This is a genomic window from Arachnia propionica, assembly GCF_003859805.1.
GTDB classification, from domain to species: Bacteria; Actinomycetota; Actinomycetes; order Propionibacteriales; family Propionibacteriaceae; genus Arachnia; species Arachnia propionica_C.
In genome coordinates this window covers 460315-478782 of record NZ_RQZG01000001.1, presented here as the reverse complement: position 1 = coordinate 478782, position 18468 = coordinate 460315, and the positions used below count along the sequence as shown (strand labels likewise).

Genomic DNA, 18468 nt, shown 5'->3' with positions numbered 1-18468 from the left:
GGTAGCCTCATCGGGCAGAGATCTTGAACGGATGGGGACGACATGGAACAGACCTTCGACGTGGCGGTGATCGGTTTCGGCAAGGGGGGCAAGACCCTGGCCGGGACACTGGCGGCCCGTGGCCGACGGGTGGCCATCATCGAGCAGTCCGAGGAGATGTACGGGGGAACCTGCATCAACATCGGGTGTGTGCCGACCAAGGCACTCATCTGGTCCGCGAACCACCCGGACCGGGACCAGGACCCGAGTGACTGGTTCGCCCGGGCGGCAGAACGCAAGACCACCCTCACCGCCGCGATGCGGGCCAAGAACTTCGAGATCTTCGACTCCCCCGAGACCGCGACGGTCATCACCGGGCACGCCCGGTTCGTCGATCCCCACACACTCCTGGTCCGAGGCGGTGGCGACGAGATCACGGTGCGTGCCGAGACCATCGTCATCAACACCGGGGCGACTGCGGTGCTGCCCCCGATCCCGGGCCTTCAGGAGAGCCGGAAGGTGCTCACCAGCACCGGAGTCCTGGCCCTGGCGAAGCGTCCGGAGAGCCTGGTGATCCTGGGAGGTGGCTACATCGGTGTCGAGTTCGCCGCGATGCAGGCCGCCTTCGGGGTGAAGGTCACCGTCCTGCAACGTGGGTCACGTCTGATGGAGGCCGCCGATCCCGACATCTCGGAGGAGATCCGGAAGCTGCTGGAGGCCAGCGGGGTCACCGTGCTGACCTCGGCCACCGCGACCCGGGTCGTCGACGAGGCGGAGCGGGTCCGCGTCACCTGGACCGATGCCTCCGGTGACGCTCACGACGTCGAGGGTGACCTGGTGCTCGCCGCCCTCGGTCGGCGCCCCCTGACGGCGGGACTGGGGCTCGAGGAGGTCGGCATCGCGCTGGGGCAGCGGGGCGAGGTCGTCGTCGACGAGTACTGTCGCACCACCGTCCCCGGGGTCTTCGCGGTCGGGGATGTCAACGGGGGACCGCAGTTCACCTACATCTCCCTCGACGACTTCCGGGTCGTGCTCGACCAGCTGGAGGGGGAGGGGCGACGCTCCACGAAGGACCGCGTGGCGGTGCCGAGTGTCGTGTTCACCGAACCGCCGCTGGCCAGCGTCGGCATGACCTTCACCGAGGCCGAGGCGACGGGGCGGCCCCTGCTGACCGCGGTGCGGCGGGTGGCCGACATGGCGATCGTGCCCAGGGCGAAGATCGTCGGTCAACCCCACGGGGTGATGAAGGCCGTCGTCGATGCCGGGACGGGGGAGATCCTTGGCGCCACCCTCCTGGCCCACGACTCCCATGAACTGATCAACACGATCGCCCTGGCGATGCGTGCCGGGGTCAGGGCGAGCGAGCTCCGCGACGGGATCTGGACCCACCCGTCGATGACCGAGGCGTTCAACGACCTGTTCGCCCACCTCGCCTGAGGAGGACACACCATGACGTCCTCACCCCCGAAGAGGTGGCGACACCCCCGCCTCATCGGGGCGCTCACCGTGGTGGTCGCCCTCATCGCGACCCTGGCGATCCTCGACCTGGCGAGGCCACCCGTCACCCGAGCGCCGGAGACCCTCTCGTCCCCTCAGGCGGTGACCCCCACCGCAGGCGGGACGGCGGCCACACGTGAGGCACCGGAACTCTCCGGGATCGAGGCCTGGATCAACACCGATCCGTTGAGCCTGGCAGAACTGAGGGGGAAGGTGGTGCTCGTCGACTTCTGGACCTACTCCTGCATCAACTGCGTGCGCACCCAGCCCCACCTCAACGCCTGGTACGAGAGCTACCACGACCAGGGGCTGGAGATCATCGGGGTGCACGCCCCGGAGTTCGCCTTCGAGCGACTCCCGGCCAACGTGGAACGGGCCGTCGAGGAGGCCGGGATCAGGTATCCGGTGGCCCTTGACAACGACTTCGTGACCTGGCGGGCCTACGAGAACTCGTACTGGCCCTCGAGGTACCTCATCGACAGGGAGGGCAGGATCGTGTTCAACCACCACGGGGAGGGGGCATACGAGGAGACCGAGCAACGGATCCGGGAACTGCTGCAGGCCGAGGGACCGACGACCTCCGCTGTTCCCGACGGGCAGGCCACGGCAGGACAGACCCCGGAGATCCACCTGGGGCTCGCACGCACCTTCGGCTACAACGGCACCCCTGATCTGGATCCGCAGTTGTTCGACTACACCCCGGCGGGTGAGTTGGCCAGCAACCAGTGGCACCTCGACGGTGAGTGGCAGATCGGTGAGGACTCCATCACGGCACTGAGTGACGGGGCGGGCCTCGGCATCCGATTCGACGGCGCGAAACTGTTCCTCGTCGCGGGCGGGCCACCCGGCAGCACCGTCGAGGTCCGGGTGAACGGGGGAGCCGATTTCCCCGGGCAGGATGTGACCGACGGCGTGGCACAGGTCGAGGTGAGCAGGCTGCACCGCTTGGTGGAACTGCCCCGTTTCACCACCGGTACCCTCGTCGAACTGCGGTTCAGCGCAGGGGTCACCGCCCATGCCCTGACCTTCGGGGGATGAAGCGAGGGCTGGCGGTCGGCGCGGATCTGGACCAAGATGGGCGCTGACACATCCCCGAGCGGAAGGGACACCATGTCCACCCAGCCCCAGTACCAGATGCCCTATGGCGGCCCACCCCAGCCCCCTGGCGGCCCCACCCCAGCAGCCCCGGTCGGGGCGTTCATCGGGCTTGGGGGTGCACTGTTGGCCATCATCGGATCCTGCGGCACCTGGGTGTCGGCCAGTTTCCTGGGCCAGACCCTGGAGGTCAGTGGACTGGATCAAGATGGTGATGGGAGGCTCACCCTCGTCCTCGCCATCGTCGCTGTCGCCCTCCTGGCTCTCGGTGCCTTCCTGCCGGCACTCAAGAACCAGATCTGGCCGCCGATCGTCGTCCTGGTCGCCGGTGTCCTGATCCTGCTGATCCTGCTCATCAATCTCATCAACGGTGCCAAGGTCATCGGGGATGCCAACAAGTACGGGGCCAGCATCAGTCCCGGATGGGGAGTCATCCTCCTGCTCATCGGGACCCTGGTCTTCCTGGCGGGTGCGGTCGTGCAGCTGGTCCTGATCCTGAAGGCGAAGCGAGGCCCGGCCCTGCCGGGACAGCCGTTCCCCGCAGGTCCGCAGGGCCACATGCCCGCCCAGCAGCCCTACGTCGGGCAGCCGCCCCAGCAGTACGGTTCCCCGCAGCACGGGCAGCACCCCCCGCAGCACCCGGGCCAGCAGCCCTGGCAGGGCTGACCTCGGGTCAGGCTCAGCACTCGACGACGTTGACCGCCAGACCGCCCGATGAGGTCTCCTTGTACTTGGAGAGCATGTCCATGCCGGTCTGGCGCATCGTCTCGATGGCGACATCGAGGCTGACCCGGTGGTCGCCGTCGCCCCACATCGCCATGCGTGCGGCGTTGATCGCCTTGACGGCGGCCATGGCGTTGCGCTCGATGCACGGCACCTGGACCAGACCTCCCACCGGGTCACAGGTCAGACCGAGGGAGTGCTCCATCGCGATCTCGGCAGCGTTCTCCACCTGACGGGCAGTGCCGCCGAAGGCCTCGGCCAGGCCGGCAGCCGCCATCGCCGCGGCCGAACCCACCTCACCCTGGCACCCGACCTCCGCCCCGGCGATGGAGGCATTGGTCTTGATGAGTGAACCGACGGCGGCGGCCGCCAGCAGGAAGTCGTGCACCGCCCGTCGCCGCTGCACCGCCACCGGGTCCCGGTCGGCGGGATCGAGACGGAAGGGGGTGAGTCCCTGCTCGTTCACCGGGGTGAAGGAGCCGAAGGAGGCCCCGGCCTCGGGACAGTAGGCGATGAGGAATCCGAGCACCCCCGGGATCACCCCGGCTGCACCGTTGGTGGGGGCGGTCACGACCCGGTGTCCAGCGGCGTTCTCCTCGTTGACCGCCAGTGAGTAGAGGTTGACCCAGTCCATCGCGCGCATCGGGTCCACCGCGGTGGCAGCCCAGTGCTTGGCCTCGCCGTCGTCCGAGGGGGCGAGGTGGGCGCGCTGTCCCAGTCGCTCGGCCAAGGCCTTGGCGCGGCGACGCACCCGCAACCCGCCCGGAAGGATTCCCTCGGCGAGGAGACCGGCATCGACACAGTCCAGCATCGTGTTGGCCACCAGGTCCAGATGCTCCTCCAGACCGTCCGTTCCGTGGCGGCTGACCTCATTGGTGCGCACCAGGTCCGCCACTCCACAGCCGATGGCCTCGCAGAGCCGGACCAGGTCATCGGCCGTACCGTACGGGTGTGGGGGGGATGCGTGGGGGCTCCATCCCGCATCCAGGGGCACGATGTCCTGTGTGTCGTCGTGCTGGACCTCGACGAAGCCACCTCCGATCGAGTAGTAGGTGGCCCGGAGCGTGACATCGCCGGTGGCCGTGAGGACCAGGGCATTGGTGTGGTGATCCATCCGGGTCCAGGGCTCGAACACCAGATCGGAGTCCAGATGGAACGGCACATCCCCCACCGCGGGCACGGCGATGCGCCCCGTGGCCGTGATCTCGGCCATGATCGACTCCACCACGTCGATCTCCACGCTGTGTGGTTCATGGCCACTCAGCCCGAGCAGCACCGCCCTGTCCGTGGCGTGTCCCCGCCCGGTCGCCCCGAGGGAACCGAGCAGTGAGATCTTGATCCGCGTCCGCTCCGCGACAGGGGCCAACTCCGCCAGGCGATGGGCGAAGTGTCTCGCCGCGCGCATCGGGCCGACGGTGTGTGAGGACGAGGGGCCGATCCCGACCCGGAACAGCTCCGTCACCGACAGCGGCTCTGCCACGGCCTTCATGCCCGCCTCCTTCGTGGGTCCAAGGACAAGCCTAGGGCTTCCTGCTGTCCTCTTCCCGGTCCACCACCCGGTCGGCTCGATGGATGCGTCCCATGAGCGGGGCGCTGACCACCAGGGCGACGGTGGCCAGCGCACTCAGCAGCACCGCCGTCAGGGGAAGCCCGATGGCGGTCCCCAGCCATCCCGCAGCGGGATAGGTGAGGAGGTAGCACGCGTGGCTGAGGGAGAACTGGGCGGCGAAGAGAGCGGGATGATCAGAGGGGGCGGCGGCACGTCGGATCACCCGCGCCGAGGGAGTGCTCACCATCGAGGTGGCCATCCCGAGCAGTGCCCAGGTGACGGTGAGCCAGATCCACTGTGCCCGACCCGCCGGGGTGTCGATGGCCAGTGCGACGAGTCCCAGGCCACCTGCCGACAGCACCGCACCGAAGATCATCACCTCCAGATCGCTCAGTCGGGTCAGCACCCGGGGCAGTGCCAGTGCCGTGAGCATCGATCCTGCACCGTTGGCCGCCAACAGCCATGCCACCCGACTCTCGTCGGCCCGCAGGACACCCGCCACCAGCACGACGGTGTTGACCAGCACCATCGCGATGCCGCAGGCCACCACCAGGTTGAAGGCGAGCAGCCCTCGCAGCTCGCTCGAGCGGATGAAGATCCTGACCCCTCGGGTCAGACGTTCCAGGAAAGGGGTGGCCGGCTGCGACTCAGGTGCTGGTGGTCGGGCCAGGAGGACCAGCACGATCGAGCCGAGGAATCCTGCCGCCGTGCCGATGAACAACTGGTGGAAACTCATCACCGCGAGCAGCAGGGCTGCCACGACGGGTGAGAGCAGGGACTCGAGGTCGTAGGCCAGCCGGGACAGGCTCAGGGCGACGGTGTAGTCCTCCTCGTCCGGCAGCACCTGCGGGATGGTGGCCTGGAAGGCGGGGGTGAAGGTGGCGGAGGCGGCCTGCAGCAGGAACACCAGCACGTAGATCTGCCAGGTTGAGTTGACCAACGGCAGGGCCAGGGCCATCAGGGCCCGTACCACGTCGGCGGTCACCAGCACGGTCGTCCGTGGCAGCCGTGAGGCCACGGCGGTCATCACGGGGGAGATCGTGACATAGGCCAGGATGCGGATGCTCAGTGCCGTCGCGAGAACCTCTCCGGCATCCTGACCTGCCAACTCGAAGGCCAGCAGGCCGAGGGCGACGGTGAGGAGTCCGGTGCCGAGCAGCGCCACCACCTGGGCCGCGAACAGTCGGGCGTAGGTGCGGTTGGCCAGCGCGTGCCGCATCACCGGGTCCGATGATGGGCGGGCACCTCGTCGAGGGCGTGTTCAGCCTGCTGGAGCGAGTTGGTCACCAGCTGGATGGCGTGCTCGTTGGCGAGGCCGTAGAAGACCCGCTGGCCGTCCTGGCGGCTCGTGACGATGCGGGCCAGACGCAGCTTCGCCAGATGCTGGGACACCGCGGCCGGGGCCTTGCCGACGATCTCGGCGAGCTGGCCCACCGACAGCTCGGCGTCCTGGAGCGCCAGCACGATGCGGATCCGGGTCGGCTCGGCCAGCATGGAGAAGACCTCCACCGCCAGGTCGATGTACTCCGCGTCGACACCACCGAGGCTCACCTTATCTGCATTCATGCGCAAATGATGACATGTGTGGTTCCCGAGGGCAAGGGGGTGATGCCTGATATACCTGTGGTGACGCGAAGGAAAGGGCGGCCCATGAGGTTCATCGCCACGGCGGACTGGCAGCTGGGCATGGCGGCCCGATTTCTCGACGACGCCGCCCGGACTCGTTACCAACAGGCACGACTCGATGCCGTCGCCCGGATCGGCGAGGTGACGCGCGACGAACAGGCGGCCTTCGTCGTCGTGGGTGGCGACGTCTTCGAGTCCAACCAGTTGCACCGCTCGGTGCTGCTCCGCGCCTTCGAGGCCCTCCGCGCGATCCCTGTTCCCGTGTTGCTGGTCCCCGGCAACCACGATCCCCTGGATGCCTCCTCCATCTACACCGACCCGACCTTCATCAAGGGGTGCCCAGACCACGTCGTCGTGGCCAGGTCGACGGCCTGCCTGGAGATCGTGCCGGGGGTGGAGGTCGTTCCGGTTCCCTGGGTCACCAAACGGCCGACCAGTGACCGGGTGGCCGAGACATTGACCGGTCTTCCCGTTGCGCCGCAGGGTGTGCACCGGGTGCTGGTCTGCCACGGTGCCGTGAGCAGCCTCAACCCGGATCGCACGTCGGCCAGTGTCATCGACGAGGGCGCGGTCTCGGCGGCGCTGGCGGATGGCAGGATCCACTTCGCCGTGGTCGGGGATCGTCACTCCACGACGCAGGTGATGCCCCGGATGTGGTACCCGGGGACCCCGGAGGTGACCGACCGTCTCGAGACCGACCCGGGGAACGTCCTGCTCGTCGATCCGGTGAAGGGGGACGTCGAACCCTGTCACGTGGGGACCTGGAGCTTCCGCGTGCTGGAGCAGGAGCTCACCTCGGGCGGTGACGTCGAGACGCTGCTGGACCGGTTGCGGGCACTGCCCGGGAAGGACCGCACCGCGGTCTGGCTGGTGTTGCGGGGGACCCTGTCGGTTGCCGATGCCGCGCGTCTGCACGACGGACTTGACGACCTGGGGGCCTTGTTCGCCCGGCTCGGGGCGTGGGAACGGCACCAGGCGTTGGCCGTCCTGCCCGACGACCATGACTTCGCCGATCTTGACCTGTCCGGATTCGCCGCGGCCGCGGTGGCGGAACTGGTGCAGCAGTCCGGTTCCGACGAGGTGGCACGTGATGCCCTGGGGCTGCTCCACCGCCTGACCAGGAGTGTGCGATGAGACTGCACCGGATCACACTGCGCAACTTCAGGGGCGTCCTGGAGCAGACGGTGACCTTCGACGAGGGGGTCACCATCATCCAGGGAGCGAACGAGGCGGGGAAGTCCTCGCTCATGGAAGGACTGAGGCTGCTGCGTCAGTACAAGTCCTCCTCCAGCCATTCCGCCATCCGCTCCGTCAAACCCGTCGACCGGGACGAGGGTCCCCGGGTCGAGGCCGAGCTCAGCGTCGGCCCGTACCGTCTCGTCTATGCCAAGCAGTGGTTGCGCAGCCATCACACCACCCTCGAGGTCAGTGGACCCCGGGCGGAGTCGTTGACCGGGGAGGCGGCGCACAGCAGATTCCTCGAGCTGCTGGCGGAACATGCCGACGACCAGCTGTTGGAGGCACTGGAGGTGTCGCAGGGAGGGGCGCTGACGCAGGCGCAGCTGGTCAACCTTCCAGCACTGCGACGGGCCCTCGACGAGACCAGCCTGCCGGTGACCGAGAACGACGCCCTGCTGGAGGCCGTCCAGCAGGAGTACCAGCGGTACTTCACCGCCACGGGAAGGCCGACCGGCGACTACCTGAAGGCCGAGCAGGAACTGGAGGAACTCAGGGCAGGGGTCGAGCAGGCCGCTGCCCTCAGCGCCGAGATTGACGACCTGACCGCACGACATGAGCGGGTGGTTGCGGAGCATCAGGAGATCCAGCGACGACTCCGGGAGGCCGAGACGGACCTGGCCGTCCAGCGTGAGGCGGACCAGCGTGTGGCCGAGGTCCGTGACCGGGTCACGGTGGCGCGGGAGCACGTCGCATCGGCACAGGAGTCGCTGCGACGAACCGAACGGGAACGCTCGGACCGCCAGGAGGTCGTCAGGGCGGTGCTCGCGGCGCACGAGGCCGTCGAGGTGGCAGGTCAGGAGGTCGAGGCGAGCCGGATCACACGCGATGGGACCGCTGCCCGGGTGCAGGAACAGCAGGCGGAACTCGAGGAGGCGGAGCGGGAGGCCGAGGACCTGCGTGCCCGGATCGCACGCGCGGAGGACGCGGAGCGACGCCGTCGGGCCGTGACGGAGCTGTCCGTGCTCACATCGCGGCTGGAACGGTTGCAACGGGCCGAGGAGAGGATGGTCGAGGCGACCCGGGCGTGCGAGGAGAAACGTCTCGACGTCACCGCGCTGGAGCGCCTCGAGGAGGTCGAGGTGGCCTGCCGGGTGGCCCGGGGGCGCCTGGCGAGCACCGCCGCGTCCTACCGCCTCGAGGTGACCGGGAACGTGGTGGTGGACGGTGATCCGGCGCCGATGGGCGAGGGGGAACCCACCCCGATCAGCCGTCGCGTGACCATCGAGGTTCCCGGTCAGCTGCGCCTGGAGATCGCTCCTGACACCGATGCGGCCGATCTCGACCGGGAGTTTCGTGCCGCGCGGGAGGAACGCGCCGGACTGCTCACCACACTGGGGGTCTCCTCCATCGAGGAGGCCAGGGCCAGGGCGACGGAGTTCGTACGGGCCAGCGGCGACAAGGAAGCGGCGGTGGCCGAGATGAGGGCACTGCTCGGCGAGGACAGCCGGGCCGGACTCGAGGCCCGGGCAGAGACGCTGCGACGGCACGCCGACCTGGCCGCGGCCAGTGATGAGGACGAGGCCGCCGCGCTTCCCGGGTTGCGCGAGGAGACGGAGGCGGTCGAGGTGCGGCTGAGGGCTGCGGAGACGGCACACCAGGAGGGTCAGGCGCGTCTGCTCGGGCTACGGGAGACGGTCATCAGGGCCGAGGCGAACCTGGAGGCGCTCACGCGCAGGGCACGCGACGAGGAGCTCCGGCTGGAGGCAGTGCGAGGTCGTCGCAGCGATGAGCAGCTGGAGGCCGAGGTCCTCGCCGAAGGGGATCGTGTCGCGGGGCTGGAGGCGAGGCTCGAGGATGCGGAGCAGGAGCTCGCGGCATCCGATGCCGATGGGGCCAGGATCCGCGTCATCAATGCTGAGGCGCTCATCGAACGGTTGGCGAGGGAGGAAACGGAGCTGGAGGCCGAACGGTTGCGGATCGAGACCCTGCTCGCCGACCGGATGGCCTCCGGCCCGTACGACGCGCTCAACCGGGCCACCGGGGAGCTCGAGACCCTCTCCACCCGGCAGGAGGCCCGGCACCGGGCTGCTCAGGCGGCCAGGCGACTGAGGGAGACGCTGCACCGTCATCGCGACGAGGCCCAGCACCGCTACGTCGCCCCGTTCAAGGAGCGGATCGAGGCACTGGCACGCCCCGTCTTCGGGCCCGACCTGCAGGTGGGGGTCAGTCCTGAGCTGCAGTTGGTGTCCCGCACCCTGGCGGGTGTGACGGTGCCGTTCGCCGAACTGTCCGCAGGAACCAGGGAACAACTCGCGCTCATCGGCAGACTCGCGTGTGCGGAACTCGTCGACCCTGAGGACGGGGCTCCGGTGTTGATCGACGATGCGCTCGGTTTCGCCGATCCGGAACGCGTTCGTTCGCTCGCGGCCGTGCTGAACGATGTCGGCTCCCGGGCCCAGGTCATCATCCTCACCTGTCAGCCCGAACGCTTCGGACACATCGGATCGGCCAGGGTCGTGAGGATCTGAACGATGCCCTGGTACGACGTTCTGCGCCTCACCCTCGGGATCGCCGTCCTCGTCGGTGCGGCAATGGTGCTGTTGCGGCTGCACCGGGTGCCACTCGGGCGGGCCCCCGTCATCGCCGTGCTGCGCGCCACCATCCAGCTGGCCGCCATCGCCGTGCTGCTCAGTGGGGTCACCCAATGGCCGTTGCTGGCACTGGCCTTCGTCACGCTGATGCTCTCCACGGCGTCGTGGACCGCGGCTCGGCGTGCCGCTGCGCTGTCGGGTGGACGACGGGATGCAGTGTTCGCGGTGACCGTCGGTTCGGTGGTGGCCTCCGGGGCGGTCCTGTTGCTGGGGCTGGTGCCGTGGCGGGCACAACAGGTGATCGCTGTTGTGGGCATCGTGACCGGCAATGCCATGAGCACCGTGACGTTGCTGGCCCGGCGACTCGCGAGTGACCTCCTCGCACATCAGGCGGAGGTGGAGGGCTGGCTCGCCCTGGGTGCCCCGTTCTCCCGGGCGACGGCGAGACTGCGGCGTACCGGGGTCAGGGAGGCGCTCATCCCGAACCTGGACCAGACCCGCAACACCGGACTGGTCACCCTGCCCGGTGCCTTCATCGGTTCACTCTTCGGCGGGGCGAGTCCGGTGGAGGCGGCCTCGTTCCAGCTCACCGTCCTCGCCGCACTGCTCCTGGGGGGCGCCGCATCCGCGACGGTCTTCAGCACCCTCGCGGGTCGGGCCACTCGGTTGCCCCGCGCGGAGAAGACCTGACGCTGTGGGACGTGCGACAATCCTCAGATGCGAAGTCGTGTCCTGACCGTGGGGGAGCTGCGGGTCGAGGTCACCGAGAAGCGTATGAAGAACCTCCGGATGCGGGTACCCGGTCCGGATGCCGTCGTCGCGGTCTCGGCACCGCATGGCACCCCCGTCGAGGTGATCCAGCGATTCGTGCACCAGCGTCACGCCTGGATCGCCAAACAGCGCTACCTGCACCTCCACCGGTTGGTCCGGGCCGACCAGCTGACTGATGGTGGGGCGGTACGGCACTGGGGGAGATGGCTGGAGGTGACCCGACACACCGGCACCCCGTCACGTGCCTGGCTGCACGAGGATCGACTGCACCTGCGGTGCCCGGACGATGCGGCGGCGGAGAAGGCCCTGGCAAGATTTCGGGCCGATGAGGTGAACCTTCTGGTGCCGAGGATCGTCTCCACATACGTACCGCTCATGGCGGTGCCTGAACCATCGACAATCAAATACCGCCAGATGAAGAGCCGCTGGGGATCCTGCAATCACCGAAGCCGGGCCATCACCCTCAACGTGGGGCTGGCGCGGTTCCCGGTCGAGGCGTTGGAGTACGTGGTCGTCCACGAACTCGCGCACCTCACCCACCCCGACCACAGTTCCGACTTCTGGGCGCTGGTCGGGTCGGTCCTGCCGGACCTCGAGAGTCGCCGTCGACTCCTGAGGACCGACGGCGGGTCGTCTCCGACCACCCCCTGAGAAGGGCTAGGATTCACCGCAGCATTCTTCTGGCCTCCCCCTGTAGAAGGAAGGTTGCTCCTCATGCGTCGACTCGTCGTCCTACCTCTGCTGGCCATGCTCGCCGTGGCCGGGTGTGCCCGTGAACTTCCAGCGACCTCCGCACAGCCGGAGATCGCGTTGCCGGCACCGCAGGAGAGCCTCGTGCCAGAACCGGGCAACGACGAGGTCACACCCTCGGTGGACCCGACCTTCGAGGCGACGGAGGTGGCCGACGAACCCCGGACCGAGATCGTCCCCACCCCCGAGGCCGTCGCCGCGCTCCACTCACCGGGGGACAGCGGTGAGGAGATCCGAGACCTGCAGCACCGGTTGCTGCAGATCGACTGGTACGAGGGGGGCATCACCGGGGAGTTCGACGAGACCACCCGACTGGCGGTGGAGGGGTTCCAGGGCAAGCGTGGTCTGCCGGTGCTCGGCTACGTCGATCAGAGCACCCGGGATGCGCTGCACGCCATGACCCGTGAGCCCACCCACGAGGAGAAGCACAACATCCTGGTGCCGGGACCGGCCCTGCTGAAGTCCGGGGCCGAGGGGGACCAGGTCCGTGACCTCCAGGCCAGGTTGAAGCAGATCGCCTGGTACGGCAGACCCATCGACGGCCGGTACGGTCCGGAGACGACCGAGTCGGTGCGTGGGTTCCAGCAGAAACGACAGATCCCGGTCACCGGTGAGGTCGATCAGCGCACCCTCGACCGGCTGCACGCCATGACCCGCAAGCCCACCGAGGACGAGAAGAACAACGTGGTGCCGGAGCAGAAGGAGAAGAGGCAGGCCTCCGGGATGGCACTGGACGACCGCTGTCTGAGTGGTCGGGTGCTGTGCATCTCGAAGAAGCAGCGAAAGCTGGCGTGGGTCGTGGACGGTCAGGTCCAGGTGGTGCTCGACGTGAGGTTCGGCTCCGAGCAGACCCCCACGCGCAACGGCTCCTTCTCCGTGGGCTGGAAGTCCCGCAACCACGTCTCCAAGGAGTACGGTTCCCCGATGCCGTACGCGATGTTCTTCTCCGGTGGCCAGGCCGTCCACTACTCCTCGGACTTCGCCGCCCGGGGGTACCGGGGGGCCTCCCACGGCTGTGTCAACGTCCGCGACAAGGGGGCCATCGCCTCGCTCTTCGACCAGGTGAGCGTGGGTGACAAGGTGGTCGTCTACGCCGGGTGATCAGACGAGGGGCCCGAGGATCAGGGAAGAACGGGACCCTGGTCGGAGGTGTCGTGGTGCCTGCAGGCCCTAGGATGATTCCGGCGGTTCCGCCACTGACATGATTCGAAAGGTGTCCTGAGTGAACATCCCGTTGGCAATCGGCCTGCAGGTCCTCTCCTCCTTCCTCTTCGCCAGCGGGGCGGCGCTGCAACACCTGGGGGTGAAGTCGACCTTCGATCCGGGTGCCGCCGCCTCGTCGAACACGTTGACCCTCAAGGGACTGCTGAAGCTGTTCGTGATCCCGAAGTGGTTGCTCGGCCTGGGATGCGTGCTGGCGGGGGCTGGCCTCCACCTGTGGGCGTTGACGATGGCCCCCGTCGCGGTGGTCCAGCCCGTCGGCATCCTCGCCGTGCCGTGGTCGGTGCTGCTCGCCTCCCGCATCCACGGACACGAGATCTCGACGCGGGTGTGGCGTGCCGTCGTGGTGACGGTGATCGGTGTGGTGGGATTCACGGTCTTCTCCTCCATCTTCGCTCGGGGGGAGAAGCAGTTCGGCTTCCTGCCGGTCACCTGGTCCTTCATCGCGGTCTCCGTGATCTGCGCCATCCTGTCCTTCTTCGCCGCGAAGAAGGCCGCTCCCTGGGCCAAGGCGATGCTGTGGTCCTCGGTCGGGGCCATCTTCTACGGTCTGGCCTCCGGCATGATGAAGGCCGCGATGAACATGGTGCAGTCAGGAGAGTTCCACCTGTTCCACCCCACGACGCTGCTGGTGATCGGATACATGGTGGCCTGCTACGTCCTGGGGGTCTGGATGATCCAGCAGGGATACGCCTCCGGACCGGCGGAGATCACGGTGGGAACCATGACGACGGTGGACCCGTTCGTCGCGGTGCTGTTCGGGTTGTTCATCCTCGGGGAGGGCAGCGGCATGGGGCTTCTGCCCTCCATCGGGATGATCCTCTCCGGCGCTGTCGCCGTCTACGGCGTGGTGCTGCTGTCGAAGGATCATCCCGATGCCGTGTCCGAGCGGGAGAAGGCCGAGGCGGCCCTCACCCCTTGATGGTGAGAGCCGTCACCGGGGTCCCGGTGGAGGTGGCGAGCACGATGGTGCCGTCCCCCCGGGGCAGGTCGAACACGTAACGGGCCGTCTTCGACTCCCCGGCACGGATGGTGATGTTCTCCTCCTTGCGCGGGTCGGCGCTGGTCATCGACTCGTTGTGGAAGGCGTAGGTGGTGTAGGTGCCCTGTCCCTCGGTCAGGGTGACCTGCACCTCCACCTCGAGGCCCTTGTCCCCCCAGGAGGAACTGAGGATCTCGAAGGTCCCCTTGCCGTAGCCGTCGAAGTCGATCGAGGTGGCCGAGGCGCCGAGGGAGGAGGTCGCGGCGGTGGGGACACCACGGCTGGCGGAGGGGGAGGAGGTCGCCTCGGGGCCGCCCATGACCTGCAGGGCGAAGAGGGCCCCACCGATCAGCGCGACCACGGTGATCACGATGAGCAGTGTCCGTCCCAGACCGCTTCTCGGCTCCTGGAAGTCCTGGATCCGTGGCGGCGGTTGCTGCATCGGCTGTTGGGGGGACCCGAAGGGGGTGCGGGGATCTCGGCCCTGTGGCGGGGGTGGCTGCCAGTGTGTGTTCATGGTGTCAACCACGATACCCCCGGCAGGTTGTCAACAGAGGGGTCGATCTGGCCCGGCCCGTGGTCACCCGGGGGTCCTGCGTGTCCATGTTGTGAGCATGAGACCAGAACAAGCAAGGATTCGCAGCAGCTCCCAGCGTGACCTGCTCAGTGTGCCCGGGGTGCTCCTCGGCTTCCATCCCCACGAGTCGTGCGTCGTGCTGGGCATGACGGAGGGCACGGTGGAGTTCTGTGCCCGTGCCGACATCGACCGGCTCCCGTCAGGGGTGCCGACCCTGTTGACACAGCTCGCCTCGGCCATCGAACAGTCCGAGGTCGACTCCCTGGTGCTGCTCGCCTACTGCGCCGACCCGTTCAGCCATGAGCGGTTCCTGCGTTTCCTCATGGACGAGCTCGCCGGGTGGGTGGTGATCGGGCTGGTGGCCGATGACAGCCGGTTCTGGGATCTGAGTGGTCCACCACTGGCCGACCAGGAGCCCGCCACGTGGGATCCGTTGTCCTCACAGGTGATGGCCTCGGCGATCTTCCAGGGTTTCCCCGTCGCAGCTGATCGCGACGAGGCGGTGGCTCCGGTCAGGGGACCGTCGGATCCTGCCACGGTGGTCCCGGCCACCGAGGCCGCCCGGAAAGATCTTTCCGGGTTGCAGCGACCCGAGAAGGAACTCCTGCTGCACGAGCTGCTGTCACGCACGGAGGCTCTGGAGGACACCGAGGCGGTGAGGCTGGCCCTGCTGGTGCAGGACGAGGACCTGGCCGTTCAGGTGCTCGGGGTGCTCGACGTCACCTCGGCGAGCAGGCTGGCGGACCGGCTGGCCGAGGCCAGACGCAGTGTCGCGGACCCGGATGCCGCCGATGTCCTGGCCCTGCTGGCCTTCGCCTGCTGGCTCGGGGCCCGGGGAGCGCAGTTGGCCGAGTGCCTGTTCCAACTCGAGCACATCGCGCCGCGGCACCCACTGTTCCCCGTGCTCGAGGAACTCCACCGGCAGGCAACGCCCCCACCTCGATCAAACCGGTCCACACCATGGGGATGAGGACACTAGAGTTGGGGCATGCGTTTCGTTGTGTGCGGTGAGGCACTGATCGATCTGATGCCGGTGAGGACCATCTCGAGGGCCGAGACCCACTGGGCGGCACTGTGCGGTGGCAGCCCCATGAACACGGCCATCGGCCTGGCCAGGCTGGGGGAGGACAGCCATTTTCTCGGGCGGTTGGGCAATGATGCCTTCGGCACGCAGCTGAGTTCCTACATCGAGGCCAACGGGGTCGCCACCGATCTGGCGGTGCACAGCTCGGATCCCACCTCCGTCGCAGTGGTCTCGCTCGATGAGCGTGGCCGGGCCAGTTACACCTTCCACTTCCACGACACCTCGAACTTCGGGTGGCGTTCCCACGAGTTCCCCCGACTGACGGACAGCGACTGGCTCCACTTCGGTTCCGTCGGTGCAGTGGTGGGGCCCGGGGCCTCCGCGCTGCTCGAGTTCATCCGCACCACCCCGGCCTCGCTGAGTTTCGACATCAACATCCGACCGAGCGTCATCCCGGACCGGGCCGAGTACTTCGGTCGTGTCGAGCCGCTGATGCAGGCCGTGGGGGCGGCGGCCGGGATCGTCAAGGCCAGCGACGAGGACGTCAGCTGGCTCGTCGACGACGAGGATCCCGTGCCCTATGCACACGCCTGGTGCGCGGAGTACGGATTGTCGATGTTCATCGTGACCCTCGGCCCGGACGGTGCCATCGCGGTGAAACCGGACGGCCGGGAGTACCGGGTCCCGGGACACGTGATCGACCTGGTCGACACCGTCGGTGCGGGGGACACCTTCATGGCCGGTTTCCTGGCACGGTTCGCGGAACGTCCTGACGACGTGGAGGAGGCGCTGCGGTGGGGGGCCGGTGCCTCGGCGTTGGTGTGCACCCGACAGGGGGCCAACCCGCCGAGCAGGGAGGAACTGCTCGCCTTCCTGGGCTGAACAGCGACCACGGGGTGGGTCGGGGGACGTCCTCGACCCACCCCGTGCCGTGCTCAGGCCCCGGTGCTCGGCAGCCCCGGCCTCGGCTGGCCCGGCCTCGGCCGGGTCGGCGTCGATGGGGGCGGCGTCGATGGGGACGGCGTGGGCGAGGCACAGGACGCACCGTCCCCCGTGATCCTGACGCTCTTGTGGATCTCGGTGCCGGACGGGGCCACCTGGAAGGTGAGCACCGCGTCACGGGAGTCGAGGGTGCAGGAGGAGGGGATGGTGACATCGATGCTCGCCCTGCCGTCGGTGACGGTGCCACTGCCGACCGTGGCACCGTCGAGCAGCGCCGTCACGGACGTGTTGGCCAGGGCCGGGCTGACCTTGGTGGGATCCTTCGGTTCGCGTCCCGTGGCTGCGCCGAGCAACATGTCCAGCCCTTCGGGGGCGGTCGGGTCGGCGGCGGTGACATCGAGGACGAAACGGGCTGCCGTGCCACCTTCCGTCAGCTCATCCGGTGCCGTGGTCAACGAGACCCCACGCTTCGAGTGGTCGGGGGACAAGGACTTCTTCGCGGCGACCCAGGAGGTCCAGGCCTCCAGGTCGACACGCCCTGAGTCGCGCGTACCGGTGCCTTTCGCGAGTTCGTGGAAGTTGTCCCCACCGGCGATCAGGAAGGAACCCGAGCCCACGGTGTAGTGCTTTGCCGGATCGATGGGGGAACCATTGATGAAGATGCCGGTGATCCGGTCACCCTCTGGTCGCGACTCGTCGTAGGTGTAGGTGACGTTCCTCGACAGTCCGAGGCGCAGGAACGGACGCGATGGCACGCTGCCATCCGACTTGCGCTGCCACTGCTGTTCCAGGACGGTCTTGAACTGGGCGCCGGTGATCTGTGTGGTCATCAGCGAGTTCGCGAACGGCAGGGCCAGTGCGGCCTCCTTGTAGGTGATGTCACCCTGGTTGAAGGAGTCGCGGGTGCCACCCGGGTTCTGGATGCCGATGAACTCCGGGTTGCCGTTGTTCAAGGTGTCGAAGAACATCTCAGCGATGGCGTTGCTCATGGGGGACTCGACGTTGCGGACATCGGCGTTGCCCATGGTGGTGGAGATGGCCTGGGTGGCGTTGCCGATCACCTTCGCACCGATCTGGTCGGCCTTCCTGACGGCCTCATCGACGATGCCCTGGATCTCGGCGATCCTCGGCGAGGAGGCATCGATCGCCTTCGGGTCGATGACGTGGTTGACGTTGCCGAGATCACCGGAGAGCTGCCCATCCGCCGTCACGCACGCCGTCAGCTCGTTGAGCTGGGAGGCGTAGGAGGCAGCCTGGGTGAACAGCTGGCCCTTGCTGTTGGTCCAGGCGTAGGACTGATGGGTGTGCCCGTTCAGCACCACCTTGACGCGGGGATCGAGGTCGTGCCACATGGAGGCGAAGTTCGGGGATGCCGCAGCCTGGGCATCCCCGGTGCTGCCTCCGTTGGCGGCGCCCTCGTGGATGGCCGCAATGACCAGGTCGACGTCGGTCGGCAGGGCCGCGACCTCCCTGTTGACCGCCGCCACAGGATCGCCGATGGTCAGGTCGCTGAGTCCGGCGGGACTGACCAGCGACGGCAGGTCCTTCGTCACGGCACCGATCACGGCCACCTTCAGACCTCCCACCTCGAAGATCTCATGGGCCTTGAGCGGTGGGGCCACGGTGGAGGTTCCCCGGGAGTACACGTTGGCACCCAGCTCTTGGAGAGGCAGGGCGTCGTGGACCCGGCCGGAGAGATCGGCCCACCCCTTGTCGAACTCGTGGTTCCCGACGGCCATCGCATCGAGTCCGGCAGCGGCCAGGATCTTCAGGGTGGGATTGTCGTCGTCGGCCATCGACTCGAAGGTCGAACCGCCGATGTCGTCACCGACGCTGACCAGGCCGACATTGGCCTCGCCGCGTGCGGCCCGGATCTTCTCGACGGCGGTGAACATGGCGGGTGCCAGTGTGATGCGGCCGTGAAAATCGTTGTAGGAGAGGATCGACACCTTGGTTGTGCCC

General features: G+C 68.0%; 16 protein-coding genes and 1 pseudogene. 11 read left to right on the top strand and 6 right to left on the bottom strand.

Annotated features, from left to right (window positions below; genetic code table 11):
* Positions 1-42: 42 nt before the first annotated feature.
* The 3 genes from EII34_RS02310 (at position 43) to EII34_RS02300 (ending at position 3237) form a co-directional block, all read left to right on the top strand.
* A complete protein-coding gene (locus tag EII34_RS02310; RefSeq protein ID WP_124842460.1) occupies positions 43-1416 on the top strand; it encodes an FAD-dependent oxidoreductase in 1374 nt (457 codons plus the stop codon).
* Between the two features lie 12 nt (positions 1417-1428).
* Positions 1429-2514 carry a thioredoxin family protein gene (locus tag EII34_RS02305; RefSeq protein ID WP_124842458.1) on the top strand — a complete coding sequence of 362 codons (1086 nt, stop codon included), beginning with the start codon at positions 1429-1431 and terminating at the stop codon, positions 2512-2514.
* Between the two features lie 72 nt (positions 2515-2586).
* The gene (locus EII34_RS02300) at positions 2587-3237 is read left to right on the top strand and encodes a hypothetical protein (protein ID WP_124842456.1); all 651 of its coding nucleotides are present in this window, start codon (positions 2587-2589) and stop codon (positions 3235-3237) included.
* A gap of 13 nt (positions 3238-3250) precedes the next feature.
* Here EII34_RS02300 and EII34_RS02295 read toward each other — a convergent pair whose 3' ends face one another.
* Genes EII34_RS02295 through EII34_RS02285 form a run of 3 tightly spaced genes read right to left on the bottom strand, consistent with a single transcriptional unit; the run spans position 3251 to position 6409 of the window.
* The gene (locus EII34_RS02295; RefSeq protein WP_124842454.1) at positions 3251-4783 is read right to left on the bottom strand and encodes an L-serine ammonia-lyase, iron-sulfur-dependent, subunit alpha; all 1533 of its coding nucleotides are present in this window, start codon (positions 4781-4783) and stop codon (positions 3251-3253) included.
* A gap of 31 nt (positions 4784-4814) precedes the next feature.
* Entirely contained in the window at positions 4815-6062 is a 1248-nt protein-coding gene (locus EII34_RS02290; RefSeq protein WP_124842640.1) for an MFS transporter, read from the bottom strand.
* Entirely contained in the window at positions 6062-6409 is a 348-nt protein-coding gene (locus tag EII34_RS02285; RefSeq protein ID WP_124842452.1) for an ArsR/SmtB family transcription factor, read from the bottom strand. Before EII34_RS02285 ends, EII34_RS02290 begins: the two co-directional genes overlap by 1 nt.
* An 84-nt stretch (positions 6410-6493) precedes the next feature.
* On the opposite strand from EII34_RS02285, the gene EII34_RS02280 reads away from it, so the two are divergent.
* From EII34_RS02280 to EII34_RS02255, 6 genes are all read left to right on the top strand, one after another.
* Positions 6494-7603 carry a metallophosphoesterase gene (locus EII34_RS02280; protein ID WP_124842450.1) on the top strand — a complete coding sequence of 370 codons (1110 nt, stop codon included), beginning with the start codon at positions 6494-6496 and terminating at the stop codon, positions 7601-7603.
* Positions 7600-10176 carry an ATP-binding protein gene (locus EII34_RS02275; protein WP_124842448.1) on the top strand — a complete coding sequence of 859 codons (2577 nt, stop codon included), beginning with the start codon at positions 7600-7602 and terminating at the stop codon, positions 10174-10176. The genes EII34_RS02280 and EII34_RS02275 overlap by 4 nt, the downstream gene beginning before the upstream one ends.
* 3 nt (positions 10177-10179) lie before the next feature.
* Positions 10180-10929 (top strand): ABC transporter permease, encoded by a 750-nt coding sequence (locus tag EII34_RS02270; protein ID WP_124842446.1) that lies wholly within the window; start codon positions 10180-10182, stop codon positions 10927-10929.
* A gap of 27 nt (positions 10930-10956) precedes the next feature.
* Entirely contained in the window at positions 10957-11661 is a 705-nt protein-coding gene (locus EII34_RS02265; protein ID WP_124842444.1) for a M48 family metallopeptidase, read from the top strand.
* Between the two features lie 63 nt (positions 11662-11724).
* Positions 11725-12861: a L,D-transpeptidase family protein gene (locus EII34_RS02260; protein WP_124842442.1), complete on the top strand. Its 1137-nt coding sequence runs from the start codon at positions 11725-11727 to the stop codon at positions 12859-12861.
* Positions 12862-12982: 121 nt separating this feature from the next.
* Positions 12983-13903: a hypothetical protein gene (locus EII34_RS02255; RefSeq protein WP_124842440.1), complete on the top strand. Its 921-nt coding sequence runs from the start codon at positions 12983-12985 to the stop codon at positions 13901-13903.
* On the opposite strand, the gene EII34_RS02250 is transcribed toward EII34_RS02255, so the two are convergent.
* Positions 13893-14480 (bottom strand): hypothetical protein, encoded by a 588-nt coding sequence (locus EII34_RS02250; RefSeq protein WP_185711127.1) that lies wholly within the window; start codon positions 14478-14480, stop codon positions 13893-13895. The two genes, EII34_RS02255 and EII34_RS02250, sit on opposite strands and share 11 nt — an antisense overlap.
* Before the next feature lie 97 nt (positions 14481-14577).
* Between EII34_RS02250 and EII34_RS02245 the strand changes: the two genes are divergently transcribed.
* Positions 14578-15510 carry a DUF4192 domain-containing protein gene (locus EII34_RS02245; RefSeq protein ID WP_185711126.1) on the top strand — a complete coding sequence of 311 codons (933 nt, stop codon included), beginning with the start codon at positions 14578-14580 and terminating at the stop codon, positions 15508-15510.
* Positions 15511-15528: 18 nt separating this feature from the next.
* On the top strand, positions 15529-16446 hold the full coding sequence (locus EII34_RS02240) for a carbohydrate kinase family protein (protein ID WP_124842434.1): 918 nt from the start codon (positions 15529-15531) through the stop codon (positions 16444-16446).
* Between the two features lie 53 nt (positions 16447-16499).
* On the opposite strand, the gene EII34_RS16740 is transcribed toward EII34_RS02240, so the two are convergent.
* Both EII34_RS16740 and EII34_RS16735 read right to left on the bottom strand, forming a co-directional pair.
* On the bottom strand, positions 16500-17567 hold the full coding sequence (locus EII34_RS16740) for a 5'-nucleotidase C-terminal domain-containing protein (protein WP_395858065.1): 1068 nt from the start codon (positions 17565-17567) through the stop codon (positions 16500-16502).
* A 294-nt stretch (positions 17568-17861) separates the two neighbouring features.
* Positions 17862-18401, bottom strand: a pseudogene (locus tag EII34_RS16735) (bifunctional metallophosphatase/5'-nucleotidase); the annotation flags it as partial.
* Between the last annotated feature and the right edge of the window lie 67 nt (positions 18402-18468).